This window comes from Mesorhizobium sp. M0217, assembly GCF_040321955.1.
Classification (GTDB): Bacteria; Pseudomonadota; Alphaproteobacteria; order Rhizobiales; family Rhizobiaceae; genus Mesorhizobium.
In genome coordinates, this window is record NZ_JAMYSN010000014.1 from 21,152 (window position 1) to 45,314 (window position 24,163).

The 24,163-nt window shown below is 63.8% G+C and carries 32 protein-coding genes, 1 pseudogene and 1 riboswitch; of the genes and pseudogenes, 18 read left to right on the plus strand and 15 right to left on the minus strand.

Features of this window, described 5'->3' with window-relative positions; genetic code table 11:
- Positions 1-41 precede the first annotated feature (41 nt).
- The 6 genes from NKJ18_RS21040 to NKJ18_RS21065 all read right to left on the minus strand — a co-directional run bounded on the left by NKJ18_RS21040 (position 42) and on the right by NKJ18_RS21065 (position 2,168).
- Complete coding sequence (locus NKJ18_RS21040; protein ID WP_023689018.1) at positions 42-134, minus strand: hypothetical protein; 93 nt, start codon at positions 132-134, stop codon at positions 42-44.
- 73 nt (positions 135-207) lie between these two features.
- On the minus strand, positions 208-306 hold the full coding sequence (locus NKJ18_RS21045; RefSeq protein WP_023684816.1) for a hypothetical protein: 99 nt from the start codon (positions 304-306) through the stop codon (positions 208-210).
- A 58-nt stretch (positions 307-364) separates the two neighbouring features.
- On the minus strand, positions 365-463 hold the full coding sequence (locus tag NKJ18_RS21050; protein WP_023670351.1) for a hypothetical protein: 99 nt from the start codon (positions 461-463) through the stop codon (positions 365-367).
- Positions 464-664: 201 nt separating this feature from the next.
- Positions 665-1,255: a DUF924 family protein gene (locus tag NKJ18_RS21055; RefSeq protein ID WP_352443676.1), complete on the minus strand. Its 591-nt coding sequence runs from the start codon at positions 1,253-1,255 to the stop codon at positions 665-667.
- Between the two features lie 2 nt (positions 1,256-1,257).
- The gene (locus NKJ18_RS21060) at positions 1,258-1,533 is read right to left on the minus strand and encodes a hypothetical protein (RefSeq protein WP_352521046.1); all 276 of its coding nucleotides are present in this window, start codon (positions 1,531-1,533) and stop codon (positions 1,258-1,260) included.
- Between the two features lie 11 nt (positions 1,534-1,544).
- Positions 1,545-2,168 (minus strand): SDR family oxidoreductase, encoded by a 624-nt coding sequence (locus NKJ18_RS21065; protein WP_352521045.1) that lies wholly within the window; start codon positions 2,166-2,168, stop codon positions 1,545-1,547.
- A 111-nt stretch (positions 2,169-2,279) separates the two neighbouring features.
- Here NKJ18_RS21065 and NKJ18_RS21070 point away from each other — a divergent pair, with 111 nt between their 5' ends.
- Positions 2,280-3,245: a LysR family transcriptional regulator gene (locus NKJ18_RS21070; RefSeq protein ID WP_352759503.1), complete on the plus strand. Its 966-nt coding sequence runs from the start codon at positions 2,280-2,282 to the stop codon at positions 3,243-3,245.
- A 27-nt stretch (positions 3,246-3,272) separates the two neighbouring features.
- Here NKJ18_RS21070 and dinB read toward each other — a convergent pair whose 3' ends face one another.
- A complete protein-coding gene (gene dinB / locus NKJ18_RS21075; protein ID WP_023824431.1) occupies positions 3,273-4,514 on the minus strand; it encodes a DNA polymerase IV in 1,242 nt (413 codons plus the stop codon).
- A gap of 233 nt (positions 4,515-4,747) precedes the next feature.
- Between dinB and NKJ18_RS21080 the strand changes: the two genes are divergently transcribed.
- From NKJ18_RS21080 to NKJ18_RS21090, 3 genes are all read left to right on the plus strand, one after another.
- Entirely contained in the window at positions 4,748-4,984 is a 237-nt protein-coding gene (locus NKJ18_RS21080) for a hypothetical protein (RefSeq protein ID WP_023689015.1), read from the plus strand.
- 153 nt (positions 4,985-5,137) lie between these two features.
- Entirely contained in the window at positions 5,138-5,545 is a 408-nt protein-coding gene (locus NKJ18_RS21085; RefSeq protein ID WP_352759505.1) for a hypothetical protein, read from the plus strand.
- A gap of 266 nt (positions 5,546-5,811) precedes the next feature.
- Positions 5,812-6,033, plus strand: a complete 222-nt coding sequence (locus NKJ18_RS21090; protein ID WP_023670355.1) for a hypothetical protein — start codon at positions 5,812-5,814, stop codon at positions 6,031-6,033.
- Between the two features lie 373 nt (positions 6,034-6,406).
- Here the strand turns inward: NKJ18_RS21090 and NKJ18_RS21100 are convergent, their stop codons facing one another.
- Positions 6,407-6,736, minus strand: a complete 330-nt coding sequence (locus tag NKJ18_RS21100) for a hypothetical protein (protein ID WP_023705173.1) — start codon at positions 6,734-6,736, stop codon at positions 6,407-6,409.
- Between the two features lie 160 nt (positions 6,737-6,896).
- On the opposite strand from NKJ18_RS21100, the gene NKJ18_RS21105 reads away from it, so the two are divergent.
- The 4 genes from NKJ18_RS21105 to NKJ18_RS21120 all read left to right on the plus strand — a co-directional run bounded on the left by NKJ18_RS21105 (position 6,897) and on the right by NKJ18_RS21120 (position 8,517).
- Positions 6,897-7,199, plus strand: a complete 303-nt coding sequence (locus tag NKJ18_RS21105; RefSeq protein WP_352759508.1) for a hypothetical protein — start codon at positions 6,897-6,899, stop codon at positions 7,197-7,199.
- A 342-nt stretch (positions 7,200-7,541) separates the two neighbouring features.
- The gene (locus NKJ18_RS21110) at positions 7,542-7,871 is read left to right on the plus strand and encodes a DUF1236 domain-containing protein (RefSeq protein ID WP_023670359.1); all 330 of its coding nucleotides are present in this window, start codon (positions 7,542-7,544) and stop codon (positions 7,869-7,871) included.
- A gap of 98 nt (positions 7,872-7,969) precedes the next feature.
- Complete coding sequence (locus NKJ18_RS21115; RefSeq protein WP_023670360.1) at positions 7,970-8,185, plus strand: hypothetical protein; 216 nt, start codon at positions 7,970-7,972, stop codon at positions 8,183-8,185.
- A 92-nt stretch (positions 8,186-8,277) separates the two neighbouring features.
- Positions 8,278-8,517 carry a DUF2934 domain-containing protein gene (locus NKJ18_RS21120; RefSeq protein ID WP_023740111.1) on the plus strand — a complete coding sequence of 80 codons (240 nt, stop codon included), beginning with the start codon at positions 8,278-8,280 and terminating at the stop codon, positions 8,515-8,517.
- Positions 8,518-8,672: 155 nt separating this feature from the next.
- On the opposite strand, the gene NKJ18_RS21125 is transcribed toward NKJ18_RS21120, so the two are convergent.
- Positions 8,673-8,924 carry a hypothetical protein gene (locus NKJ18_RS21125; RefSeq protein ID WP_023684826.1) on the minus strand — a complete coding sequence of 84 codons (252 nt, stop codon included), beginning with the start codon at positions 8,922-8,924 and terminating at the stop codon, positions 8,673-8,675.
- 265 nt (positions 8,925-9,189) lie between these two features.
- Positions 9,190-9,579, minus strand: a pseudogene (locus tag NKJ18_RS21130) (GSU2403 family nucleotidyltransferase fold protein); the annotation flags it as partial.
- A 210-nt stretch (positions 9,580-9,789) separates the two neighbouring features.
- Positions 9,790-9,902: riboswitch (TPP riboswitch) on the plus strand.
- Between NKJ18_RS21130 and NKJ18_RS21135 the strand changes: the two are divergent.
- From NKJ18_RS21135 to NKJ18_RS21150, 4 genes are all read left to right on the plus strand, one after another.
- Positions 9,893-10,501 (plus strand): YkoF family thiamine/hydroxymethylpyrimidine-binding protein, encoded by a 609-nt coding sequence (locus NKJ18_RS21135; protein WP_023751860.1) that lies wholly within the window; start codon positions 9,893-9,895, stop codon positions 10,499-10,501. Its footprint overlaps the riboswitch before it by 10 nt.
- Before the next feature lie 255 nt (positions 10,502-10,756).
- Positions 10,757-11,599 (plus strand): ABC transporter permease, encoded by an 843-nt coding sequence (locus NKJ18_RS21140; RefSeq protein ID WP_023831086.1) that lies wholly within the window; start codon positions 10,757-10,759, stop codon positions 11,597-11,599.
- A complete protein-coding gene (locus NKJ18_RS21145) occupies positions 11,596-12,378 on the plus strand; it encodes an ABC transporter ATP-binding protein (RefSeq protein WP_023695506.1) in 783 nt (260 codons plus the stop codon). Before NKJ18_RS21140 ends, NKJ18_RS21145 begins: the two co-directional genes overlap by 4 nt.
- Positions 12,375-13,382: an ABC transporter substrate-binding protein gene (locus NKJ18_RS21150; protein WP_352759510.1), complete on the plus strand. Its 1,008-nt coding sequence runs from the start codon at positions 12,375-12,377 to the stop codon at positions 13,380-13,382. Before NKJ18_RS21145 ends, NKJ18_RS21150 begins: the two co-directional genes overlap by 4 nt.
- A 168-nt stretch (positions 13,383-13,550) precedes the next feature.
- Here NKJ18_RS21150 and NKJ18_RS21155 read toward each other — a convergent pair whose 3' ends face one another.
- Positions 13,551-14,213: a LexA family transcriptional regulator gene (locus tag NKJ18_RS21155; RefSeq protein ID WP_023672482.1), complete on the minus strand. Its 663-nt coding sequence runs from the start codon at positions 14,211-14,213 to the stop codon at positions 13,551-13,553.
- An 80-nt stretch (positions 14,214-14,293) separates the two neighbouring features.
- On the opposite strand from NKJ18_RS21155, the gene NKJ18_RS21160 reads away from it, so the two are divergent.
- The 3 genes from NKJ18_RS21160 to NKJ18_RS21170 all read left to right on the plus strand — a co-directional run bounded on the left by NKJ18_RS21160 (position 14,294) and on the right by NKJ18_RS21170 (position 16,322).
- The gene (locus tag NKJ18_RS21160; protein WP_023672483.1) at positions 14,294-14,668 is read left to right on the plus strand and encodes a hypothetical protein; all 375 of its coding nucleotides are present in this window, start codon (positions 14,294-14,296) and stop codon (positions 14,666-14,668) included.
- Between the two features lie 86 nt (positions 14,669-14,754).
- Complete coding sequence (locus NKJ18_RS21165) at positions 14,755-15,447, plus strand: GcrA cell cycle regulator (protein WP_023693856.1); 693 nt, start codon at positions 14,755-14,757, stop codon at positions 15,445-15,447.
- A gap of 275 nt (positions 15,448-15,722) precedes the next feature.
- Complete coding sequence (locus NKJ18_RS21170) at positions 15,723-16,322, plus strand: DUF6456 domain-containing protein (RefSeq protein ID WP_023751861.1); 600 nt, start codon at positions 15,723-15,725, stop codon at positions 16,320-16,322.
- Between the two features lie 65 nt (positions 16,323-16,387).
- On the opposite strand, the gene NKJ18_RS21175 is transcribed toward NKJ18_RS21170, so the two are convergent.
- Positions 16,388-16,696 carry a hypothetical protein gene (locus NKJ18_RS21175; RefSeq protein ID WP_023672486.1) on the minus strand — a complete coding sequence of 103 codons (309 nt, stop codon included), beginning with the start codon at positions 16,694-16,696 and terminating at the stop codon, positions 16,388-16,390.
- 203 nt (positions 16,697-16,899) lie between these two features.
- Between NKJ18_RS21175 and NKJ18_RS21180 the strand changes: the two genes are divergently transcribed.
- Positions 16,900-17,784, plus strand: a complete 885-nt coding sequence (locus NKJ18_RS21180) for an NmrA family NAD(P)-binding protein (RefSeq protein WP_352759512.1) — start codon at positions 16,900-16,902, stop codon at positions 17,782-17,784.
- Positions 17,785-17,841: 57 nt separating this feature from the next.
- Here NKJ18_RS21180 and NKJ18_RS21185 read toward each other — a convergent pair whose 3' ends face one another.
- Positions 17,842-18,609 carry a COG3904 family protein gene (locus NKJ18_RS21185; protein ID WP_155923295.1) on the minus strand — a complete coding sequence of 256 codons (768 nt, stop codon included), beginning with the start codon at positions 18,607-18,609 and terminating at the stop codon, positions 17,842-17,844.
- A 147-nt stretch (positions 18,610-18,756) separates the two neighbouring features.
- The gene (locus NKJ18_RS21190) at positions 18,757-20,031 is read right to left on the minus strand and encodes a DUF763 domain-containing protein (protein WP_023689001.1); all 1,275 of its coding nucleotides are present in this window, start codon (positions 20,029-20,031) and stop codon (positions 18,757-18,759) included.
- Between the two features lie 244 nt (positions 20,032-20,275).
- Here NKJ18_RS21190 and NKJ18_RS21195 point away from each other — a divergent pair, with 244 nt between their 5' ends.
- Entirely contained in the window at positions 20,276-21,268 is a 993-nt protein-coding gene (locus NKJ18_RS21195) for an HNH endonuclease (RefSeq protein ID WP_023685451.1), read from the plus strand.
- Positions 21,269-21,317: 49 nt separating this feature from the next.
- On the opposite strand, the gene NKJ18_RS21200 is transcribed toward NKJ18_RS21195, so the two are convergent.
- Positions 21,318-23,276 (minus strand): acyltransferase family protein, encoded by a 1,959-nt coding sequence (locus tag NKJ18_RS21200; RefSeq protein WP_352759514.1) that lies wholly within the window; start codon positions 23,274-23,276, stop codon positions 21,318-21,320.
- A gap of 461 nt (positions 23,277-23,737) precedes the next feature.
- On the opposite strand from NKJ18_RS21200, the gene NKJ18_RS21205 reads away from it, so the two are divergent.
- On the plus strand, positions 23,738-24,091 hold the full coding sequence (locus tag NKJ18_RS21205) for a cupin domain-containing protein (RefSeq protein ID WP_352759516.1): 354 nt from the start codon (positions 23,738-23,740) through the stop codon (positions 24,089-24,091).
- The last annotated feature ends 72 nt before the right edge of the window (positions 24,092-24,163 follow it).

Below are 24,163 nucleotides of genomic sequence, written 5' to 3' on the forward strand. Positions count from 1 at the left end.
CCGACTCTGCCAGGAGGATCTCGATCTACCGGGGAACGAGTTTAGCCCGGAATAGGAGCAGAAGCGCCGTTCGCGGTGATCTGCGAGAGCTTGCCCTTTTTTACCAGCACTGGCTTGGAATAGGTCTTCCTCATTTTCCACTCTCCACGTCGGGCACCCAAAGCCCTGTTCCCGGCCAGACGGCACGAGGCGTCGGATAATCGGCTGCTAGACGGCGACCGGCCCGGAGCCGTTACCATTGTCGGCTGTAACCTGCGAGAGCTTGCCCTTCTTGACCAGCACCGGCTTCGAATAGGTCTTCTTCATGCCGCATCTCCAGTGTCAGGCGGGCCGCCAGATCAGGCGAAAGTCCGACTCAACAACTTCACTCGATCGGGCCGGAACCCGCTCCATTGGCGAGCGCCGTAACCTGCGAAAGCTTGCCTTTTTTGACCAGAACAGGCTTCGAATAGGTTTTCTTCATAGTGAATCCTCCAAGCTTACGCGATAATGCCAGACGGATCGGCACTGTCAACCTTCGCGGCGCCGTCGTCCCGCCCCGGGTTTTCTTGGTCCCGATGCACTAGATCATGATGAGATATTTGGTTGCAATCTCATCATGATCTAACCCTTTGTTGGAGCATGATCTTTTCCAAAAACCGGGCCTGCTTTTTGGAATCATGCTCTAACCCGCAAATCCACCTTCATCGAGAAAGCGTTGTTCTTGGGCGTGCATGGCGCGGCCGAGGATCGGGTTGCGGTGCGGAAAACGTCCGAAACGGCGGATGATGTCGCGGTGATGTTCGGCCCGCTTCAGGTCGGACGGGCCGATGTCGCGCGACAGCGCCACCGAGCGGTCCTGGTCGGCAATCGCTTCGGAATGCGCGAAGGGCAGCCCGAAGAACAGCCGCAGCGAGGGATCGACCATCCGCTGGAACCCGGCATCGATCGCCTCAGTAGCGATCGCGCGGGCCTTCCCGTCGCTGGCATACATGCGCGGCGTGTCGCGAAAGGCGTTGCGCGGGAACTGGTCGAGCAGCAGGAGCAGCGCCAGAGCCCCGTAGGGCGTCGCCATCCAGCCATCGCAGTCGCCGCGCGCTGCGGCCTCATGCAGCCGCAGGAAGCGATCGCGAAACTCGCGGTCGAAGGCCGCATCCTTGGCGAACCACGCGGCAGGTCCTGCCTGCCACCAGAAGCCGACCACGGCGGCAGCGGCATCCGGCACATTCTTCCGGGCGGCGAGGCCGCCCGGTTCGACGGTTGCGATGGCGTCCATTGTCAGGCCGCCTTCGCATCGCCGGCCAGTGCCGCCCAGTCCAGCGCTCTTGCCCAATCGGCGAATGAGGTCGGCTTCACCGGCAGCAGACGGGTCGTCTGGCCGAAATCGACGGCAAGCACGGTCTGCTTCTGGTTGTGGATCCAGGCATAGCTGGCGGCAGTCTGTTCGGCGGCGTCCTTGCCGAGCACGGTTTCGAGCGCGGCGGCGAAGTCCGCCAGCGGCACCGGATAATAGCTGACTTCGCGGCCGACAATGCCTGACAGGATGACGGCCATCTCCGGTCCGGTCAGCGCCTGCGGCCCGCCAATGTCGAAGCTGGCACCGGCAAGCTCCGGATGCCGCAGCGCTTCGACACGTAGGCCGCCATATCCTGCCAGGAGATCCAGGAGGTCTGGAAGTTGGCCGGCAGCGGATAGGCGAGGACGCCCTGATGCATGATCGCCGGCGCGCTCCAGGGCGCCGCGATATTGCTCATGGCCAGCGTCGGCTTGAGGACGATAGATGGCGGGCCGAACGTCTTGATGTAGTCGATGAGTTCGGCCTTGGCGTCCATCACCGCCGTGCCGGAATGGCCCGACACATGGCCGCTGGTGTTGAACACCAGAAGCTTGACGCCGCCTTGCTGCGCCGCATCCGCAATGTTGCGGCCGTAGCGCAGGATCTCTTCAGGGCTTGCACCGACCGGCAAGGTCAGCGCCACCGCATCAACGCCGAGGCAGGCGAGGGCCAGTCGGCCGGGGTCGGCGAGATCACCGCGCACGATGTTGACCCCATCGCCGAACGGATCGGGCGAGCCCTTGCGTAACAGGACACGCACCGTGGCGCCGGCGGCGCGGCAAGCGCTGACAATGGCCGACCCTTGGGCGCCGGAGGCGCCGGTGACCAGAACCGAATTGGGAAAGTTTGGCATGGATTTGCTCCTCTCTGAATGAGTGCCGACGAAACCGGCACCACCGTCTTCGCGTCGAAGAAGGCATTCGCAACTTTACTCTGCTGAATCCAGTGATATGATTTCAGGAATATGCTGAACAAAATTGACCTGGCGCGCGCCGATCTCAATTTGCTGGTCTTGTTCCAGGCCATCATGGAGGAGCGGCATGTCGGTCGCTCGGCGGAGCGGCTAAACCTGTCGGCCTCGGCGGTCAGCCATGGCCTTGGCCGGCTGCGCAAGGTGCTTGGCGATCCGCTGTTCCTGAAGACGCCGCGCGGCGTCGTGCCCACCGACCGGGCAACGGAGCTTGCCGAACCGGTGGCCGAGATCCTGGCGCGGGTGCGCCGGGTGATCGCCAGCGCCGAGCCGTTCGATCCGGCCCGCTCGACGCGCCGCTTCACCATCGGTGCGCCGGATGCGGTGTCGTCGGTGCTCCTGCCGCCGCTGCTCGACCAGATCCGCCTTTTGGCCCCCGGCATCGACATCGGCATCCGGCAACTGCTGCCGCGCCAAGGTGAACCGTCGCCCACCACTGCCTGGAGCGACTGTGTCGCCGAACTCGAAGCGCGCGCCATGGATGTCGCGGTGATTCCGTTCGACGGCCTGCCGGCACGCTTCACCGTCGACAAGCTCTATGAGGAGGATTTCGTCGTCGCCATGCGCGCCAGCCACCGCTTCGCCGGCGATCCGTGCCTCGACGCCTATTGCAGCGTGCAGCATATGGTCGTCTCGAACAATGGCGATCCGAACGGGTTTGTCGACAGGGTGCTGGCTGAACGCGGCCTGTCGCGTCGCGTCGCGCTGACTGTCCCCAACTTCATGTTCGGACTGGCCGTGCTTGCGCAGACTGATCTGATATCGGCCTATCCGCGCCGGTTCCTCGCCATGTATGGCGGCCGTTTCGGTGTCGTCGGCGTCGATGCACCCATCCGGCTCGGCCACTTCAACATCAACAGCATCGTGCCGAAGGTTGCGCTGATGGATGCGGGCTTGGCCTGGCTGGTCGGCCTGCTCAGGCAGACCGGAAATGCAGCACTATCTTCGGGTGCGGCCTAAGCATTGGCCTAGCCGTCGCGGCGGTGCTCAAAGCTCCTTTTCCGCCAGTTCGCGGAAGGCATCGGGAACCGAGCGCCGGGCTTCCAGCGCCACGGCGCCATAGCCGACAGCCTCTCTGCCAAAGCGCTGGCGGATCTTGTCGATGGCGCGGTCGGCGCCAAAGCGCGCCAGGCCTTGCCTGCTGCCGGGCCGCTGCTTTTCATCGGCAAGCCCGAGCGGCAGCTCCAACTGCAGCTCGGCACTTTCTTCCAGCTGCGACACCGAGATCGCCAGCAGCGAGATGGTCTTCTCCCGAGGGTTGGCGGCCAGCACGCCGCGCACCAGCTCCCCGGCGATTTCGGCCAGCATCGCGGTTGCCGAAATCGGCTGATCGAGCGTCAGCGAGCGTGTGACAGCGTGCAGATCGGCGAAACGCACGCGCACCGTCACCGTGCGCCCGGGCCGTGACTTCGCCCTGAGCCGGCTTGCGACCCGGTCTGCCAGATGCAGCAGCACGGGTCCGAAGATACGCGCCTCGGCCGGCCGTCTGCCAAGCGCCGACTGCGCGCCGGCGGAATGCGACGGCCTGTGGGTTTCGAGCTTTCGCGGGTCGCGGTTCCATGCCAGCGACGCCAGCTTTTCGCCGGCGGCGGGCCCGAGCAACCTTCGCAGCGCCCCGCTATGCGTCTTTGCCAACTGGCCGATGGTCTCGATGCCGATCTCGGCCAGCCGCGCTCTGGTCGCCGGGCCGACGCCCCACATCAGCCCGACTGGCAGATCATGCAGGAAGGCAAGTTCGGTGTCCGGATCGACCACCACCAGCCCGTCGGGCTTGGCCACCTGCGAGGCGATCTTGGCCAGATGCTTGGTGCGCGCCACGCCGATCGAGATCGGCAGGCCGAGCTCTGCCCGGACGCGCCGACGCACCGTGGCGGCGATCTCGGCCGGCGGCCCGAACAGATGCGTGCAGCCGGCGACGTCGGCAAAGGCTTCATCGATGGAAATCCGCTCGACCAGCGGCGTGAAATCGTCGAGCACCTTGATGGCGGCGTCGCCCAGCCGCTGATAGTCGGCGAAATGGCCGCCGACGAAAATCAGTCCGGGGCAAAGCTCGCGCGCGCGTCGTCCGGGCATGCCGCCGCGCACGCCGAAAACCCTGGCTTCGTAGGAGGCGGCAAGCACGACGCCGCCGCCGACGGCGATCGGCTTGCCCCTGAGCGCCGGGTCGAGCAACTGCTCGACCGAGGCGTAGAAGGCGTCGAGATCCGCATGCAGGATGGTGGGCTCCATCCCGACCGTTCCCTTTGCGGCGTTGCAGCATTAGCCGCGTCTGTTGTGAGAGGCGTTTTTGCCGAACAAATAGAGAACAAACAGGGCCTATTGTCAAGCGAAGCGGTTGTCGCCGGCCGGTCCGTTCCAGATCGGGCTGTCGAGTGCTCCGCCTGGGCATCGGACCTGCGGAACATTGTCTCTCGCCTCAGCGTTCATATCCGCGACGGGACGCTGTTTTTGTGGAGGCCGGTATGGGCCAGTTCGAGATGATCGACCTCGTCAGCGTCGTTGACGCCTGCACGAGCGATCGCGTTGCCGGGCACTGCGTGTCAATGGCCAGGGCGGTAGAGGAGTTGCGAGTGCTGACCGGTGATTTCGTATCGCCGGACGAGACGGTGGCCAACGCGCTGTCGGCAGTGGCGCTGGGGCGCGGCTGCGCGGTGGTGTTCGATGAGCGAGCGGGCGCCGACATCTTGCTGACGCCGTAGCGGGCGGCGCCGGGTTGTTGCAGCCAGAAAAGTCGAACAGCGTGCAAAAAGCTGTGCAGGCATGGCCCCATAAGCGGGGCGTGGAAAAGTTCTGCGCGTGGGTGTATTCTCCAGGACGCAAGCGGTCGCAGACCGCATAGGGGGAGAAATGACATGCCGAGGGTTTCGGAACTCTTTTTCAAAACTGCCATCTTGTTCCTGATGTTGGGGATTGCGGCCGGCCTGCAGATGGCGATCTCGGGCGACCACGCCGCTTTTCCGGCGCACGCGCATATCAATCTGCTCGGTTGGGTGACGAGCGCCATCTTCGGCGGCTACTACGCGCTCAATCCGCAAAAGGCGGCGCGTCGCGTCGCCATGATCCACTACGGGCTCTACACTCTCGGCTTGGTGATCATGCTGCCGGCGCTGTATGTGATGCTGCAGGGAAACCCGGCGCTTGAACCGATCGTCGCCGGCGGCTCGCTCATTATCGCCGCTGCCGTTCTGGTTTTTGCTTTCGTGGTGTTTTCGCCCGAAACGGCGCGCTCGGCGTCCGGCGTGGTTCCGGCCTCTCGCTGACTGTTCGCGCGCGGCGATCAAAGTCCGACCCGCGTTCGCGACCCGCGACACGGGTTGGCCAGGCCGATGGCCGCAGCCGCTGGCTGCGGTGTCTATCGCCGCGTCGGCGCTTAACATACCCGAGTCCCACCACGTATTATTTCGTGACTATTTGGCGCCGGAACCTTCCCAGATATCGCGCGTTGCGGCGACTGTATTCGCGCTGCCTTATATATAGGCAGCCTTGAGTACGTCCACAGCATGGGTTGGGGGAGGAGCAGGACACCATGTCGAACAGAGAAATCGGAACGTCGGCCTCACTGGGCCGACGCATCGCCGATCTGAAAGCCAGGATGCGAGACGCCAGCGTTACTGAACACGAGATGCAGACCTTCCAGAAGGTCGCAGCCATCATGGGAGGTGTCGAAGGCTCCCTACGCCTCGACGCCGACGACCTGATCGCGGCGTCCTTCGTCACCGAGGCGCTCGGCGATCCCGGGTCGAATTGAAGGTCAGAGCCCGTCGGCACTCAAGTGCCGGCGGTCGATGGCCCGGTTCGCAGCGCCGCGATGCCGGAGCGTGTCTGCACCGCCCGCGGTGGGATTTCTTGCGCACTTTGAAGATTTCAGGCGAGCGGCCCTCGACGGCGCTTGAAATATTGGGCTTCGCGTTCTCGGCTGTCGAAGGTGCCGAGATTGTCGCCGTCCAGCCCTTGACACAAGGGCTAAGCCAAACCGCCAAGGCGCCTTAAACGAAGGATCCGGCCAGCCGGATCCTTCGAAATATCGCGATGCTCCGGCATCGCCTTCAGCTCATACTTGGTCCAACTGGTGACGGCGTGGACGTCCCGGGAAACCTCTCGAAAGTCCGCGGTCGCTGCCCTTACACGTCGTCGAACGGGCCGCCGCGCCTCGCCAGGTCGTGACCAATGGCGGCTTCCTCGGCGTCGTCGGGCAAGGCATCGTCACTGTCCTGGTAGGGGTTGTCGTCATCCTCCTCGGGCAATTCGCCTTCCTTCTCGACACCGGTGGTGTCCGGTAGGCTTTCCTCATCTGCTCCGTCGGGCAGGACCGTTGCGCCACGCAGCGCATCCCAATCCTGCCGGCGCGGCGTCGGCGCTTCCACCTCGTCATTGGCGATCCTGTCGCGGGCATCGTTTTTGCTCGGTGGCGCCTCGACCTCGTCATTGGGTTTTCTGTTTCGTTCTTCCATGATTGCCTCCTCTGGGCGGCTTTGCGTCGAGAAGGTGGAACTCACTTCCGGCTGTCAGGTTCCGGCAACCACTCCATCTCCGTGGAACCAATTGCCGCCAGTCTGCTTTGCCAAGGACTAGTCTGTTTTGCCAAGGAGATGAATCCAGAGGAGCTGGACCATGAAGACTTTCCCCCTCATCCCATGCGTGCTGCTCTTGGCGCTGCCCGACCCGGCGGCTGCGCAGGACAATGGCGACCAGCACGGCCCTGCCGCGCCTTGCCAGGCGCAGCCTCAGGACGATGCTCGGAAGCCGCCGGTCGCCAATGGCGGTGGCGAATCGACCAGCACGCTCGGTCCCTGCGGCGGCGTGCTGCAGCCGCCGCCCAGTGGTGACCAGGGTATGACGCAGCCGCCGCCGGACCAGGGCAAGACGCCGGTGATCAAGCCTGGCGAGGTGCCTGCGCAGCCGCCGAAGCAATGACCTTTGCTTGAAACTTCACGGCGTGGCACGAAGGCGGTCGGTTCCGGTCCTGGCCGGGCGACGCGGTCACCGGATCAATGCCGGCGCCGGCCGCGATCGCCACCGGAATTTGGAGCCGTGCATCGTCCGCGTCGAAGGTCTCCTGAGGGATTGTGCTTCAATGCGAATCTTGCGGGTGCGGGTTCTGCTGGCATGACCGAGAAGCCGATCAATTTAGTCTCCGCTTGCGGAACAAGACCGTACCGGCTGCGTTTGCCTCCAGGAGCCCGCCACCTCGATCTGCGCTGTTTTCGCCTCATGCGGGAACACGGCGGAGCTCGCCAACAACGACAGGAGACGAAGATGAAAACCATCCTTATTCCCGCCGTCGCCGGGCTCGCCATGATCGCTGGTATCGGCATTGCCGCCGCCGACGAGGTCATCGTCACGCAGCCGGCACAGCAGCAGGTGATCATCACCCCGGAACAGCGCACGGTCGTGCACCAGTACGTAAAGAAACATCCGCTTGCCTCGGTCAATCTGCTCGGCGTCGAATTGAATGTCGGCACTGCCTTGCCTGACACTGTCGAGCTGCAGGAGGTTCCCGACGTTCAGTACAGATACGCCGTCGTCGACAACCATACCGTGTTGGTCGACCCCAGCACGCGCAGGATTGTCGAGGTGGTCGAGTAACGCTCGACAACCTAACCATTCATCGGTGATACGGCCCTGTCGTTCTTCCCAAAAGGGCGGCAGGGCCGAATGACGAACATGATGAAAGGAGAATTGCCATGTTGCCGCATGTCGAGACCCCGAACTCCGCCAATGTTGCGGCGTGTTGCGACAAGTTGCTGGCCGAGCGCAACACGGCGCTGTTATCGATGAAGGAAGCGATCGCGCTCCTGCGGGAGCGCACCGGCACCGATCGTTCGGATGCCGACCTCGCGGGGCTGATCGTCAAGAAAGCGGCGCTGCTCGGCGTTGCGGTGATTTCCGACCCGCGCTGAGATGTCTCGTCACTCAAGACGCCGGCCGAATTTTCGGCTAATGTTTTCGTGGAATCTGGACCAACCGACCGGACCCAACCACGGAGGCTTAAGTGACGGACGACAAACAGGACCGCATTCGCCAGCGCGCGCACGAGATTTGGGAAAAGGCCGGCCGGCCTGAAGGCGCGCATCAGGAACACTGGGAGCAGGCCACGGCTGAAGTCGATGGCGCGGTCGCCAAGCCCAAAAAGGCGGCGAAGAAAGCTGACGCCAAGCCCGCCAAGGCAGCCGCCAAGTCAAAGGCAGCGAAGCCTGCCGCCGCAAAGTCCGGCAAAGCCAAATCGAAATAAGGCCAGAAATAAGGCCAGTCGAAATAAAGCAAGGCCGGAATTCGCTGGCCGGGCCATCCTTGGCGCCCGCCGTTCAGGCGCGCCCGAGCCTCTCAACCTGACGAATTGCGCCTGCGACGGGCAGCGCAATTCCTTGTGTTTGGCGACAGGCGCCCTCATGCCTCCCAGGCATAACTCGACAGCGCAAAGCGAATGCCGGCAGCTGTCATGGCCAGTTCGCATTCGGTGATCTGGCGCAGGTGGCGCAGATAGCGCGTTACAGTCTGTGGCAGCCAGCCGGCGCAGGCCTCGACATAGGCGCGGCTGTGAACAAGGGTGCCGGTCGACAGCCTCTCGTCCTTCTCGGCAACGACTTTCAGATATTGGCGGATGAAGCGGATGTCGTCGGCGATGTCTTGGCTGGCCATTCGCCAAGCCCCGGCGAGGCGTTCGCACTGATCGAATGACAAGGGCAACAAAGGGGGCGGCAATAAAGGCGGCGGCAACAAAGGCGGCGGCAACGACGGGGGTGACAGCAAAGGCCGAGAGAGATCGGCGAAGGCAACATGGTTCGCTGTGCTCAAGGACATTCCTCTCTGCGAAAAGAGATATCGTACTTTATGTACGAATAGGCGTCAAGCCAATTTCGTACGGTTGGGACGATGGAAATGAATATAGCAGCGGTCGCTTCAGCTAATCCCGCATCGTGAATCCTTCAGGAGTCGCACCAATTTCGCGGAGGGATTTCCCCAGGATGGTGTGACTGTTTTCCCTCGTGGCGGCGTCGAACAGGTTCAAGCCGCCCCGGATCGTCTCGCGCCAGTTTTCGCCCTTGTCCCACGCTTCCATGAAGGCGAAGGCAAGGTCGTCCTGGCGACGCGTGGCTTCGAGCGCTTGGGTCAGCAGGCGCGCTTGATGGAGATCCTTCTCCCGCTTGGCGCCAGCGCTCGGCCCGCGTCGCGAGGCGACGATCAGCTTGTGGATGGCGTAGCGCTGGGGCGAGGGGACCAGCACAGGCAAGCCCGAGCGATGCAGGAGCACAGTCCGGATGGGGTCGCGGATAAGGAAATCCAGAAACCGTAAGGGCTGCGCGGAGTCTCTGCCGTTTTCTTATAATTACGTTTATCAGCTTGAATTTCAACGCAGTTATAAGAAGTTCGTGGAAACGTTATAACGCAACGAACTGACGAGTCGTCTGTTAACGCCCGGGCGCCCGGCACGTCTGGCCCAAAACACTTTCCCGCAGTGCCTCAACAAACGGCTTCCCCAATGCCGCGAACGGTGCTTTAACCCGCCCATCCACAGGGGTGCTCCGTATCGTCGGGGCTGAGATGAGGGCGGCAAGCCTTCGGACCCTAAAGCTGATCTGGATAATACCAGCGGAGCGAGGCGGGCGATGTTTTCAGGCGCACAGATTTCCCTTTATCCCATGACCGACGATTTCGTCGGCGTCATCCTCGGCGCGCTCGGCGCGCTCGATCCCTGGCGCGACCGGCTGCGGATCGAAACCGATGACATCTCGACCCTTATGGTCGGGCCGCCCGAGGTGCTGTTTCCCGCCATGCGCGACCTGTTCGTCGCGGCGGCCAAAAGCGGCAAGCACTGCGTGCTTTCGGCGGCGATCTCGCGCGGCTGTCCGGGCGAGCCCGACGATCCGATCTGCCGCTCCGACGAGACCGGCGGCCCCGCCATTCCGCTGGACGAGCGCAAGATCGCCGCGATCCGCGCTGTCCAGGCCACGCCGTCGACCGGCCAGCCGGTGGCGGCGCAGTTCTCGCTCTACGTTATGGGCACGGGCGACCATATGGACGAGATCTACGGCTGCATCGATTTCCTGAAACAGTCCGGCGTCTTTGAGCGCTCAAAGAACTTCTGCACCAAATTGCGTGGCGATGCCGGTGCGGTGTTTGCCACGCTCAACGAGGCCTTCTGCCGCTTCGGCCCCGGCGCCGGCCACGTCACCCTCGACATCACGATCTCGGCGAACAGCCCGAGCGCCGTCTGAGCCGCGGCTCAAGCGTCGTTCCTTGAGGATATTGCCGTGGCTGGTTTATCTGACCCATTGCGTGGAGGAGATGCCTCTGACCCCTCAGCACAGAGAGGAGGGGAGCCATTGGCGATTGGCGAAGACCGCGATGCCCACGAATCTCCCCCCTCGAGCAGGAGATGGCCGGCAGGCCAGAGGGGGTCCCAGCGCGTGGAGCGCCGACGTCCTTTTCGCATCGGCAAGGCGTGGGCGCTCTATGCGAGACGACCCCCTCTGTCGCCTTCGGCGACATCTCCCCCTCGAGGGGGGAGATTAGCCGCAGCCATCGCCAAGACCATCCCCGCCGCCTGCGCCTCCGCCCTGCTCCTCGCGGCGTGGGAGCTCTACGCCCGCTATGGTGGCGCTGCGCCCACCATGCTGCCGGCGCCGTCGCGCGTGCTGCAGCAGGCCTGGGAGCATCGCGCTGCCCTTGCCGACAACACGCTGCCCACCATCCGCGCCACATCAGCCGGCTTCGCCTGCTCGTTGGTCGCTGCCTTCGTGCTTTCGGCGCTGGTCGATTTCTTGGCCCCGCTGCGCCGCGCGCTGTTTCCGCTGCTGATTATCAGCCAGACCTTGCCGCTGGTCGCGATTGCGCCGCTCATCGTACTGTGGTTCGGCTTCGGGCTGATGCCAAAAATCTTGCTTGTGGCGCTCGTTACCTTCTTCCCGATGATGGTGGCGCTGGTCGAGGGTTTTGCCGCGACCAGCAAGGCGATTTCGCAGATGCTCGCCACCATGGGGGCAGGGCGCTGGCGCATCTTCTGGCTGGCGCGCCTGCCTTCGGCGCTGCCCTATTTCTTCGCCGGGCTGCGCATCTCCATCACCTACGCCGTCGTCGGCGCGATCTTCGCCGAATATGCGGGGGCGGCGAAGGGGCTGGGCATCTACATGCTCAATGCCAAGAACAACTTTCGGCCCGATCTGGTGCTCGCCGCGGTCGCCGTCAGCGCCGCGCTCACGCTTGTCTTGTTCGCCATTGCGGTGCTCGTCCAGCGCTTCGCCATGCCTTGGGAGAATGCAGGGAGCGAAAGCCGCGACGGCAAGGTTGAAGCTGCAGAAGAGAACCGTCAATGACGCGGCTCGAACTCCGGGACATCAGGAAGAACTTCGGCGCGCTTGAGGTGCTCGCCGGCATTTCGCTTCATGTCGCGGCCGGCGAGTTCGTCTCCATCCTCGGCCCTTCCGGCGCCGGCAAGTCGACGCTGTTCCAGTTGCTGACCGGCGCGCTGAAAGGCGAGGGCGACATGCGCTTCGACGGCGCGCCATTGCAGGGCAGCCCCTTCGCCTTCATGCCGCAGCGCGACGCGCTGATGCCGTGGCGGCGCGTCATCGACAATGTGACGCTGGGGCTGGAAGTGCAGGGTCTTGGCCGCAAGGCGGCGCGCGAACGCGTCGCGCCGTTGTTCGCTGAGTTCGGCCTTGCCGGTTTCGAGCGCGCCTGGCCGGCCGAGCTTTCCGGCGGCATGCGCCAGCGCGCCGCCCTTTTGCGCACCGTGGTGCAGCAGCGCGACATGCTGCTGCTCGACGAGCCCTTTGGCGCGCTGGATGCACTGACCCGCGCGGGTATGCAGCGCTGGCTGGAAGGCATGTGGCAGCGCCAACGCTGGACGGCGCTGCTGATCACCCATGACGTGCGCGAAGCCGTCTACCTCTCCGATCGCATCTATCTGATGTCGGCGCGGCCGGCCCGCATCATCGGCGAGATTGCCGTGCCGCTGCCGCGCCCGCGCACCACCGGCAGCGATGCCGCGCGCCAGGCCGCCGCGCTCGAAGCCGACATCCTCGACACGCTGCTCAATCCCGGGACTGACCGGGGCTTGTTTCCGCAGACCGCTCAAAGGAGTTTTTCATGACCGAATTCACACGCCGGCAGGCTTTGCTGCTGACGCTGGCTGCCGGACTGCCGCTGGCCTCGCGCGCTCATGCGGCTGCGCAAAAAATCACCGTTGCGCTCGACTGGACGGTCAACACCAACCATGTCGGCCTGTTCGTTGCCCGCGACAAAGGATTCTACAACGAGGCCGGGCTCGATGTTGAGATCCTGCCCTATGGCGATACTGGCGCCGGCACGCTGGTCGCCAACCGCATCGCCGATTTCGGCATTGCCGGCGTTGGCCTGTTTACCCAGCGGGCTGCCGGCGCCGATCTCAAGGCGGTCTACGCCGTGGTCCAGCAGGAGACCGGCCGGTTGGTCTTCAACGCGGATCGCGGCGAGATCAAGAGTCCCAGGAATCTCGACGGTCTGACCTATGGCGGCTTCGGCAGCGCCTGGGAAAACACGCTGATCTCGACCATCATCCGCCACGATGGCGGCAAGGGCGTTTTCGAGACGGTGACATTAGGCACCTCGGCCTATGAGGCGCTGGCCAACGGCTCGGTCGACTTCACGCTGGAGGTCTCGACCTGGGAAGGCGTCGCTGCCGAGTTGAAAGGCGTCAGGCAGCGCGGCTTCCGCTACGCCGACTACGGCGTGCCCGACGAGCACACCACCTTGATCGCCTCCAGTGATGCCTATCTCCAGGCAAATCCAAAGGCGGCGTCATCCTTTGTCGAGGCGACGCGGCGCGGCTACCAATTTGCCTGCGATCACCCGCAGGAAGCCGGCGATCTGCTGATCGCTTCCAACAAGGATGCGCTGACCGACCCGGCGCTGATCCACGCTTCGCTGAAGATGCTCGTCGACGGGCACTTCCTCAGAAGCCAGGCCGGCGTCATCGGCACCATCGACAAGGCCAAGATCGAGGCGATGGGAACCTATCTCTTCAACGCCGGCATATTGCTCGATGGCGATGGCAAGGTTCTGAAGGAGAAGCCGGATTTAGGGGGGTATTTTACGAACGAGTTTTTGGGCGCGTAATCTCCCCCCTCGGGAGATGTCGCCGAAGGCGACAGAGGGGGTCGGTACGTCCTGACGCGACTTCCTATCGCGGACAGAGGACGTCAGCGCCTTACGCGCGGCGACCCCCTCTGGCCTGCCGGCCATCTCCCCCTCGAGGGGGGAGATTGCGCCTCACCGCCTTCTCCCTCACATATCGATCATCGAGCGCTTCACCCGGCCGATGATGGTGATGGCGCCTTCGAGCGCCGGCGGCGGGATGTCCATGTAGGAGGCCGGCTGGAAGGGCGGGTTCTCGTTGGGGCGGTAGCGCTTGTAGGTGGCCTGGCCGGATTCGTCCGAAATGACGTAGCAGCCATTGGTCACCAGCCGCTTGTCCCTGAGGTTGACGAAGATGATCGAATCCGGTGGCGAGATCTTGTTCATCGACGGGCCGTCGACGCGCAGAGCAATCCATTGGCCCTGCTCCAGATCGGTGGTGGGGATGGTCGGATAGTCGCTCAGATTGACCACCATGTCCTGGCTGCCGAGTTCGCCGGCGCTGATCCATGAGACGATGGGCACATCGACGGTGGCCAGCGACGGCATCGGGATCTGCCGGCCCGACTCGTCAAAGCCGAAATGGCCCCCCGCAAGGCTGCCGCCGTCACCGTTGAACAAGAGCCAGCCGGGATCGACGCCGAACAGGCGGCCGTATTTCTCCGCCGCCTTGCGCGACAGCGGCCGGTTGCCGTTCTCGTGACTGATCAGCGTGTTCTTGTTGATGTCGCGCAATGCCCGCGCGGCGTCGCTCGGCGAGGCATAACCCGCCTCCGCCCGTGCCTGCTGCAATCTGTGCCTCGGTTCCTGCATCGTACAAATTGCCTGAAATTTATCGTCCAATACGTACGATTTCGCTTGCGTACGTTTCGTACATATCGTACGCTTAGCGCATGATCGAACAAACCGCAAGCGTTTCCGCAGGCATCCTCAGCTTTCTCCCATCGTCCGGGCTGTCCTCCTCCCCGGTCCGGACGCAAACCGGGGCTCTTGCCCCGGATCCGGTCGAACCGTCGTTCCCCCGATCGACCGGAACGGCCGGAGCCGCTCCTCTCCCGGCTCCGGCCACCTCTTCGGCCCATGGCGCCGCCGGTGCGCCAAGGGCTGTTTCCGGCGGGCAGGGCCTTTCCTGCATCCGCACGGAAGATGGCACCGTCATCCTGTTCGACCGGCTGACGGGCAGGGCGGTTTCCGCCCTCACCAAAGCGGCCGCCGAAGCCGCCTTGCGACATCTCGCCGGCTCGCTGCCGGCCGCCAGTATCGGCTGACCGCACCGACCATCCGCTCTGATTTTTTCCCGTGGGCCCTCGGGGCCGGCGCTCGGCCTTTGCGCGCGCAATCAATGGATACCGACATGACTGCCTATACCGACACCGAATTGCAGGAGATCGCCGTCTGGCTGAGGGATGGCCTGTCGGCCACAGGGATCGCCGTCCGCTTCACGGCGCTGCGCGGCAGTCCGGTCTCGCGCAATGCCATCATCGGCATCGTCCACCGCAACAGCGCGTTAAAGACCATCGGCTTCGCCAACCCCAGAGGCGGCAGGTCCGGCGGCCGACCGAGGAAGAATGCGACGGGGAAGACTGCGGCAAACGAGAATACCGCCAAGAGGAATCCGCCGGCGCAGCCAAGCAAGCTCGTAAGGGAAGTAGGAGTTTCGAAGCAGGCCGCGCCGGTCAAACCGGCCGCCAAACCGAGCCGTCAGCCATCGGCCAGGCCTCTGTTGCCAGCCCGTCCGGCGCCCTCGATCCCGGGCGAAGGACGGCTGGTGGTGGACGGCGAAATCTACCGCTTCAATGTGCCGGCGCCGCGCCCTGCCTCGCTCGGGCGTCAGCCGCATGTCGCCGCCATGCGCTTCATCGACTGCCTGTTCGACCGCTGCCGCGCGCCGCTCGACCTGACGCTGGAGGAAGACCCCGACAACGATGCTCCCGGCAGTCGGCCGGGGCTCGAGATGCTGTGCTGCGGCCTGCGCACAAGGGCGCTGAAAAGCTACTGCGAATATCATCAGACGCGTTTCCACCGACCTGTGGCGGAGGTGGTGTGAGCGGCTGGGCTCCGTTCCTCGCCTCGGGAACGACATCACCAATGATCGAAAGGTCGGCGGGACAGCGCCCCCCTCTGGCCTGCCGGCCATCTCCCCCTCAAGGGGGGAGATCGGATGCCACCACGGCATTTGCCGATCGCCGGCGTTGCAAGTCAGCGACATGACCAAAGCTGCCAATCTCCCCCCTTGAGGGGGAGATGCCCGGCAGGGCAGAGGGGGGCGCGAAGGAACGCCAACCTTCCGGCTCAACAACCCAATCCCACAAGGATCCCCCGATGAGCAAAAAAACCGCGCAGAAACGGCAGCCACCAAAACTCCCCATAGGCGAAGCCGAGCAGGTGCGCATCCGCCGCGAGATCGGCCATGATTTCGCGCTGAAGGACGATCGCTTCGGCCGCAAGCGGTTGAGCGTCGGCACCGAAGAGGCGCGGCGCGTCTACGAGGTCTCCAATGACGGCTACACCGCGACCGGCGGCATCGTGCGGGTGCGCAATGTCGATCCGCTGGTCGGCATCACCTCGCTGACCCGCCAGCAGCGTGAGGCCGGCCAGCGGTTTCGCGACGATTTCGAGCGCGCCTCGCGTGACGGGCTGCGGCCGATGCCGTGGGAAGAGCGCATTGACGGCGGCCGCATCAATGGCGGCATCCCCGACCGCGTGCTCAACGCCGGCCGCGCCCACACCCATGCCATCGCCGCCATGGCCCACTGGGAAGTGGCGGAGGTGGTTCGCAAGATCTGCCTCGAAGGCCAGTCGGTGAAGGCGCTCGCCGAACGCACCGGCGAGGGACGAGATGTGGTGGTGAAGCTGTTGAAGGTCGGGCTCGACCTTTTGGCCGTGGGTTACGGGATGATGCTGATGCGGAAGCCGCGATAAGGCCGGCAGCCGCGCAGGAAGCGGCCGGCCGGCAGATGCCGGCCGACCGGTTTCACCCTATCGGATCACCGTTCGCAAACGCGAATTTCCTCGACGATCCTGTGATGATGGCGCCAATGCTTGACCAACTCTATACGGCAATGGCGATGGTGCCTGTGATACCTGTGGTACCTGAAGCCGTTATCGTAGGCATTATACTGGTAGTAGGGGCGAGGAGCGTAGCGATCGTAATAGTCGCCATAGCTGTCATTGTAGTCATCGTCATAGTAGCCGTTGCCGATGCCGATCACGACGCGCCCGCCGGCATTCGCCGGAGCGATCATCGCCGCCGCCGCAGTGATAGCGATAGCCGAAGCAAGCAGGAGCTTTCTCATAGCTGCCTCCTATTCAAGGTTGCGCTAATATAACTCGCTGGACACGACCTCGTTCCATAATTTTGCAAGATGCGAACGACCCCTGCGCCGTGCATTGCGAGGAAAGTCAGCGTCACCTCCTGTCAGCATCGTCCCCCGATTTTTGAACCCTTCGCCGCCCCAGCCATTAATCCGGCATGAATCAGCAAGGGAAGGACGAGACCATGCATGTCATTCTTGGAGGTACCGGCCATGTCGGCTCGGCGGCGGCAATGGCGCTGTTGCGGCAGGGCGAGGATGTCACGGTGGTGACGCGCGACGAGTCGAAGGCCGCATGGTTGGTTGAACAGGGCGCGGAGGCCGCGGTTGCCGATGTGCTCGATGTCGAGGCGCTGCGTGAAGTCTTGCGGCGCGGCAAGCGGGCGTTTCTGCTCAACCCGCCGGCCGATCCATCGACCGACACCGACGCCGAGGAGCGCAAGACGGTTGGCGCCATTGCGACGGCACTGGAGGGGTCCGGCCTCGAAAAAGTGGTAGCGGAATCGACCTATGGCGCGCAGGCCGGCGAGGGTGTCGGCGATCTCACCGTCCTTTACGGCCTCGAGCAGAAGCTGAAGGCCCAGGCCATTCCGGCAAGCATCAACCGCGCCGCCTATTACATGAGCAACTGGGATCAGGCCCTGGAGACGGCGCGGCGCGACGGCGTCATCACCTCCTTCTTCCCGGCGGATTTCGAGCTGCCGATGGTGGCGCCGCAGGATCTCGGCGAGGCTGCGGCGAGACGTCTGCTGGAGCCGGCGGGCAAGACCGGCACGCACTATATCGAGGGTCCTCGGCGCTACTCCGCCGCCGATGTCGCCGCAGCCTTCAGTGCGGCGTTGCGCAAAAACGTGCGCGTGGTCACGGTGCCGCGGGAGCGCTGGACAGAAACCTACGAAAAACTAGGCTTCTCCAAAGCGGCGGCCGAGTCCTATGCCCGCATGACCGGGGCCACGCTGGACAAGCCGATGCAGCCGGAAAACCCGGAGCGCGGCACGACCAGCCTGGAAAGCTATATTGCTGCGCTCGTCGAGGGCCGGCCGGAAGACCTGTTGAAGGGCGCAGCGTAAAGTGAAGGGTTGCTGTTGAGAAACAGGCGCTTCGACGACCTACGTGGCCCGCTATTCCTATTGCCTGACCGTTCGGCAGTTGCCCGCCGGCGGCGTGGTCTTGCAGATATCGATGGAGGTGCGCGTGTCGCCGTGACCGGTTTCGGTTATCAGATTCAGGTCCAAAAGTTCGTATGTCACGAGGTATCGTATGCTGTCGTCGGGTATTTTTTGCATGGCCGATACGATCCACGAACCTGCTTTCATCTCGGTGAAATAGCTGTCGACCTTGCGTTCATACCATTTGGGTATCGGAACGAGGACGATGGTCTTCTTGCCGTGGATTTTCTTGGCGGCCGGCAGCATGATCCGGTGAATGCCGACAAAGGCGCGGCTGTCTGCCAGGCGCCGTACGCCGCCCGCAAGAACCATCGTACAAGCTGACGAACAGACTGCGCCGACGGGGTTGGCGACGCCGAAGCGGAGGTCGCCCGGCCCGCAGGCTTTTGTGTCTGGCGCGCATTCGGAGAACTCCGTCTTGCCAACCATCGTGTCGAGCCCGCTGGCGCGGATCATATGGCCAAGCGCCATCGCCGCATCGGTCTCGCCGCCCGGGGAATTCAACGCCAAAGGCAATTTGCGGGGGCCGAGTTTTTTCAGCAAAGCCTTCAGCAAAGCTGGCGTGCCGGCCACGATGTGACCTTCCGCCGAAATCCATTCCGGGCATGTCGGCTCGCATCCTGGCGTGCTGTTGCGTACAACGACGAAGTGCATCGGCGGTGTATATGCCAGTATGGCAGGCTCAGGCGTCGTTTGGGCGATCGCGCCGCCAATCGCCAGCAGCACGAAAACCAACGTCCATGCGAATGTCTTCATGCCGAGCCTCGCCTGGCAGAGCATCACTTGAGAAATGGGTCTTTGCAAGCATTATCAAAACAAGCCGAGCACGTGTTTCTATGGGCCGCGCACTATCTCTGCATGATGGACAGGCAGCTACTGGCGGCCCCTGTCTGAACCGTCGTCGCTTTCCGCCGCCCCCTCCCACCCGAACACACTGCGCCCTCCAAGCAGATGCGACTGGTCGAACTCGCCGGCGACGATCTCCTTAAGGCTTGGCCCGGTGACGTAGCGCTCCAGCCGCCGCGCTTCGCCATCCAGCCGCTGCAGCGCGCCGAGCTCTTCCTCGCGGCCGAGCTTGGCCTTGCCGACGGCCGATTTCAGCACCGCGATCGTCTCGTCATAGACTTTCAGCGGCACCGGGAAGGGGTGGCGGTCCTTGCCGCCATGGGCGAGCGAGAAGCGCGCCGGATCGGAGAAGCGGCAGGGCGCGCCATGCACCACTTCCGCCACCATGGCCAGCGCCCGCACCGTGCGCGCGCCGACGCCGGGCACCAGCAGCAGCTCGGGAAAGTCGGCCGGCCCGCTTTCGATGGCGGCGGAAATGTTGCCGTGCAGCCGGTGCATGACGATGTCGCTCTCGCGCACGTCGTGATGCGCCGGCATCACCAGATTGGGCAGCATCGGCTGCGCCGCCGGTTTCGCAGGCGCTGCTTTCGGCGGCGGCTCCAGCACGGCAAGCTCGTCGAGGATCCGTTCCGGGCTCATGGTCTTCAACAGGTCGATCTGGCCGCTACGTGACGGCGCGGCGCGATGGTCGGTCAGGTTGACGATCTCGCCCTGCCGCTCGCCCTCGATCGCCGCATGCGGCTGGTCGACGAAGCTTGTCAGCCCTTCCGACAGCCAGTGATAGCGCCGCGCCTGGCGGCTGTCGCCGTTCATGCCTTGCTGCACCACCACCCAGCGGCTGTCGTCGGTGACGATGAAGCCGTGCAGATAGAGGTCGAAGCCGTCCTGCACGGCCGCACTGTCCACTTTGGCGACCAGGCGGCTGGCGGTGGCGAGTGCCGCGCCATCGATGCCGACGCGTTCGCCGATCGCGGTCAGCTCCTGCGGCGTCTTGCGCGAATGCGCGCCGCGCCCGCCGCAGACATGGATGCCGAGCTCGCGCGACATCGGGTTCAGCCCGCGCTTCAGCGCGCCGACGACCGAGGTGGTGATGCCCGAGGAGTGCCAGTCCATGCCCATGACGGCGCCGAAAGACTGGAACCAGAACGGATGCGCCAGCCGCCGCAACAGCTCGTCGCGGCCATAGTGATGGATGATCGCCTCGCACAGCACAGCGCCCAGCCGCGTCATGCGATCGCCCAGCCATTTCGGAACCCGCCCGCCATGCAGCGGCAAATCCGCACTGCCGCTTCGCTGCGTCAAGTGAAAGCTCCGTGGCTAAGGCGCACCGGCGGTGCGCCTGTGATCTAGATGGCATTTGGGGGGCGATTTGCAAGTGGGGTGGGGGCGGCGACTATCGTCGCCCTACGCTCTTCTTGGCGTCTCGCCGAAAGATGCAGTTACGCCGCCTGTCGCACCTGGCAATAAGGTCGGCTCCATGCTTGTAGGCGAGACAGGTCTCGAATAGAGCTTACCCAGCCGACGGCAACTATTAAAATCAAAAACGATGTCGCAATTCTGGTGGGTAAATCACAGTCAGACCGCCTGCCAAGAGATCGACGGGCAATATCTCTGGTCGCCCAAAACTCAGAAGAATGGGGCACGCAGCGAGTTCTACAAAAATATGCGTCGGGCGACACCTGGTGACCTCGTGTTGTCTTTTTTCGGTCAAGCCGTGCGCTATATTGGTCGGGTAGCGGAGTTTGCATTCACAGCACCGAAACCACCGGAGTTCAAGAACACTGGAGCCAATTGGAACGAGGAAGGTTGGCTTCTCCCGGTGTATTGGGCGCCGCTCCTGCCGACGGTGCGCCCGTCGGACATAATTGGCGAATTGGGTCCGCTTCTGCCTGCCCGATACTCGCCCATCGACCCAAACTCCGGATCAGGCCGTCAAAACGCCTATCTCGCGAGCGTATCGCAAGAGGTGTTTCACACAATTGTCGCGGGTACAGCTTTCGACCGCGAAGCTTTGAGGCGTGGTGGCGCAAACAGTCTCACTTTCGAAGTCGTCAATGAAATTTTAGAGGACGTCGTTGAGCGCCGTATCCGAGACGACCTCCAACTCGAGGACACTGTAAAGACGAGCGTCATTCAAGCTCGTCGCGGCCAAGGTAAATTTCGTTCCAATGTCGAAGCCATGGAGCGCTCGTGCCGACTCACAGGGGTCACCAATCCCTCGTTGCTGATTGCAAGCCACATCAAGCCTTGGCGCCTATGCGCTTCCGCGCAGGAGCGCTTGGACGGCATGAACGGGCTGCTCCTCACGCCTGATGCCGACCACCTCTTTGACCGTGGCTTCATCAGTTTTGAAGATAGCGGGCAGGTCCTCATATCCCAGCGCGTCGACAAGACTGATTTGCGGCGGCTCGGATTCGAGCAATTGGTGATGCAGAGTTTCGGCTTTGCCGAAGCCCCCGCCGTCTGGCGCACTAGCACCTTCACCCCGCCGCAGCAGGCTTACCTCGCTCACCATCGAGAGGATGTGTTTGTGGCATAGCTCGCATCAACTGAGCGTCAGCCGTCAGGTCCCCCTACCTCGCCGCCCCCTAAAACACCGCCTTCTCCAAGAGCGGCTCCAGTGATTCAGCAAATAGCGTCGCCAGGTGGTGCCGGTCGCGGAAGGCGAGTTGGCCGTTGATGAACACGTGGCAGGTTTGGGCGTCGCAGAACTGGCTGGTCAGGTCGACATAGGTGGCGCCGGGCACGCTGCGCACGACGTCGCGCTCGGCCGCGGCGATGTCGTCGTTCGCCGCCGCGTCCCTCGGCGTGTCGCAGACTTCAGGCACCTGCCCGCGCCACAGCGCCCGCGCCACGCATTTGTCGGCATAGCTTCCATTGTAGGGAACGTCCCGGATTACCGCGACCTTGATCCCGGCCCGGCTGAATGCCGCCAGCGTCCAGCGCAGGCCGGTCTTCCACTCCTCGTTCCCATCGGCGTGCTTCAGTTCCTCGGGCGATTCCTTCATCACATTGCCGATCGAAAATTCCGAGATCACCACCATGTGCGGGTGCAACGCGATAATGTCCTTGACCGATTGCTCCCGCCACTGGTCGCATTCGGTGTAGTCGCGCTTCAGCCGCCAGTTCCAGGTCGTCACCCGCGAGGCACGGCAGGACGATTTGAGATAGGTGACGAGGCGATAGTTGTTCTTGGCCGCCGCCTCGATCAGCGGCGTCGACCAGTGGTCGGCATGCGAATCGCCGAACAGCGCAATCGAGCGCGGGGCGTCCTTGTTGCCGAACACGCAGGCCTTCGGCGTCACCGTCTCAAAGGAAAGAATACAGCCGGCCGCGCGCGCCGTGGAAGGCTGCGCGGCGCTGGCGGCAATGCTGCGCTGCTCAGGGTCCAGATCGTGGACGGCCAGCCTGGCATTGGCATATGCGGCTGCGACGCTGGTGCCGGTCAGGAGGACGGCCGGCACCAGCGCCCGCGCCGCACTGGCCATCAGCCAGCCATTGCGACGGATCGGGTTCTCGATGACATGATAGGTGAAGACCGACAGCGCCAAAGTGAGCGCCAGGCAGGCGAGGCGTCCGAGCGGCGACAGCTCGGGCACCACCATCGTGGCATAGACGATCACCGGCCAGTGCCAGAGATAGAGCGAGTAGGAGAGTTTGCCGACCCATTGCAGGGGCGGCAGCGCCAGTGCCGCGCTCGGGCTTTTCTCAGCGCTCTGCCCTTGCTGCGCATGCGCTGAACCGGCGAGCAGCAACAGCACTGTGCCGGCCACCGGCACCAGGGCGAGGAAGCCGGGGAAGGGGGCTTCCTCGCTGAAGGAGAGATAGGCGCCGGCGATCAGCGCCAGGCCGAGCCACGCCAGCGGCGCGGCGAGCCGCGGGCGGTTTTGCCAGACTTGTTGCGGCACCATGCTGGCCAGCCCGCCGGCGGCGAACTCCCAGGCGCGTAGCGGCGAGAAATAGAAGGCCCAGGGCTGCGAGACCGTGGTGAGCCACGCGCAGACGGCGAACGAGACGAGGCCGGCAATGCCGATCACCAGGATCGCGCCGCGCTTGCCGGGGCGTAGCCATGCCGCCAGCACAAGCAGCGCCGGCCAGGCGACATAGAACTGCTCCTCCACCGACAGCGACCAGAAATGGACAAACGGGTTGCTGGCCGCATCGGCGGCGAAATAATCGAACGACCAGCGGATCAGCCACAGATTGATCATGTAGGCCGAGGCGAACATGGCGCCTTTGGAATAGAGCGATTGTTCCTCCGGCGACAGGATGAAGGCGCCGGCCACCAGTGTGGCGAGGATGACGAACAGCGACGCCGGCAACAGCCGCCGAGCGCGCCTGGCATAGAAGCGCCACAGGTTGAGCCGCCCGGTCTCGGTGATTTCGGCAAGCAGGTGTTTTGTGATCAGATAGCCCGAGATGACGAAGAAGATGTCGACGCCGGTGAAGCCGCCGGGCAGGCCGGTGAAGCCGAAATGAAAGGCGATCACGCCTGCCACCGCCAAGGCACGCAGTCCTTCGATATCGGGCCGGAACGATGCTGACACGACTTGCCACCTCGTGCTGGTGCATGACCCCGCCTCGGCGAGTAACGATCGCGCCGGGATCATACGTGCGGCAGCTTTGCGCCCAACGGGACACGGCGCTGCAACCGTTGACAGTCGGACCAAGACTCCGCCCTATGGGTCGATATCGCAATGCAACAAGTCTAACGCAGTGCAACATTGGAGGAGGCGACGCCGCTGATCTCCCCCCTTGTGGGGGAGATGGCCGGCAGGCCAGAGGGGGTCGGTTCGACCGGACTCGGCCCAATCCTGCAAGTGAAGGCAGGCGCTCCACGCGCGGCGACCCCCTCTGTCGCCTTCGGCGACATCTCCCCTTCGATGGGGGAGATTAGCTCCCCGCCTCCTTCGCCAAATCTCCGACATCCGGGGTCGGCCCTTGCGTTGCTCCCGTCACACGCATCGGCTATCCAACCGGCAGCCATGCAATTCAAACGGAGCCTCCCATGACCAACACCACCATTTTCAAATTCGGCGCTGTCGAGCATGCCGAGGGCGGCGACTTACCGGGCTGGATCGTTGTCGCGGGCCGGCCGACCATGCAGACCGCCGTGCAGCACACCACCGCCGACGGCAAGGTGCTGTCGGGCACTTGGCGCGCCTCGCCCGGAACTTATCACGCCACCTACACCGACTATGAGTTCGTGCACATGATCGCCGGCCGCATCATCATCACGCCCGATGGCGGCACGCCTGTCGAGGTCGGTCCGGGCGATGCGCTCGTGGTCGAAGCCGATTTCAAGGGCACCTGGCAGATCCTCGAGCCGGTAACCAAGCACTTCGTCGTCAAGCTTGCTTGATCGACGTCGCCAGGGTCGCCTGATCGGCTCGTCGTCAGCCTTGCTTGATCGCGTCGTCGGCAGTTCCTGATC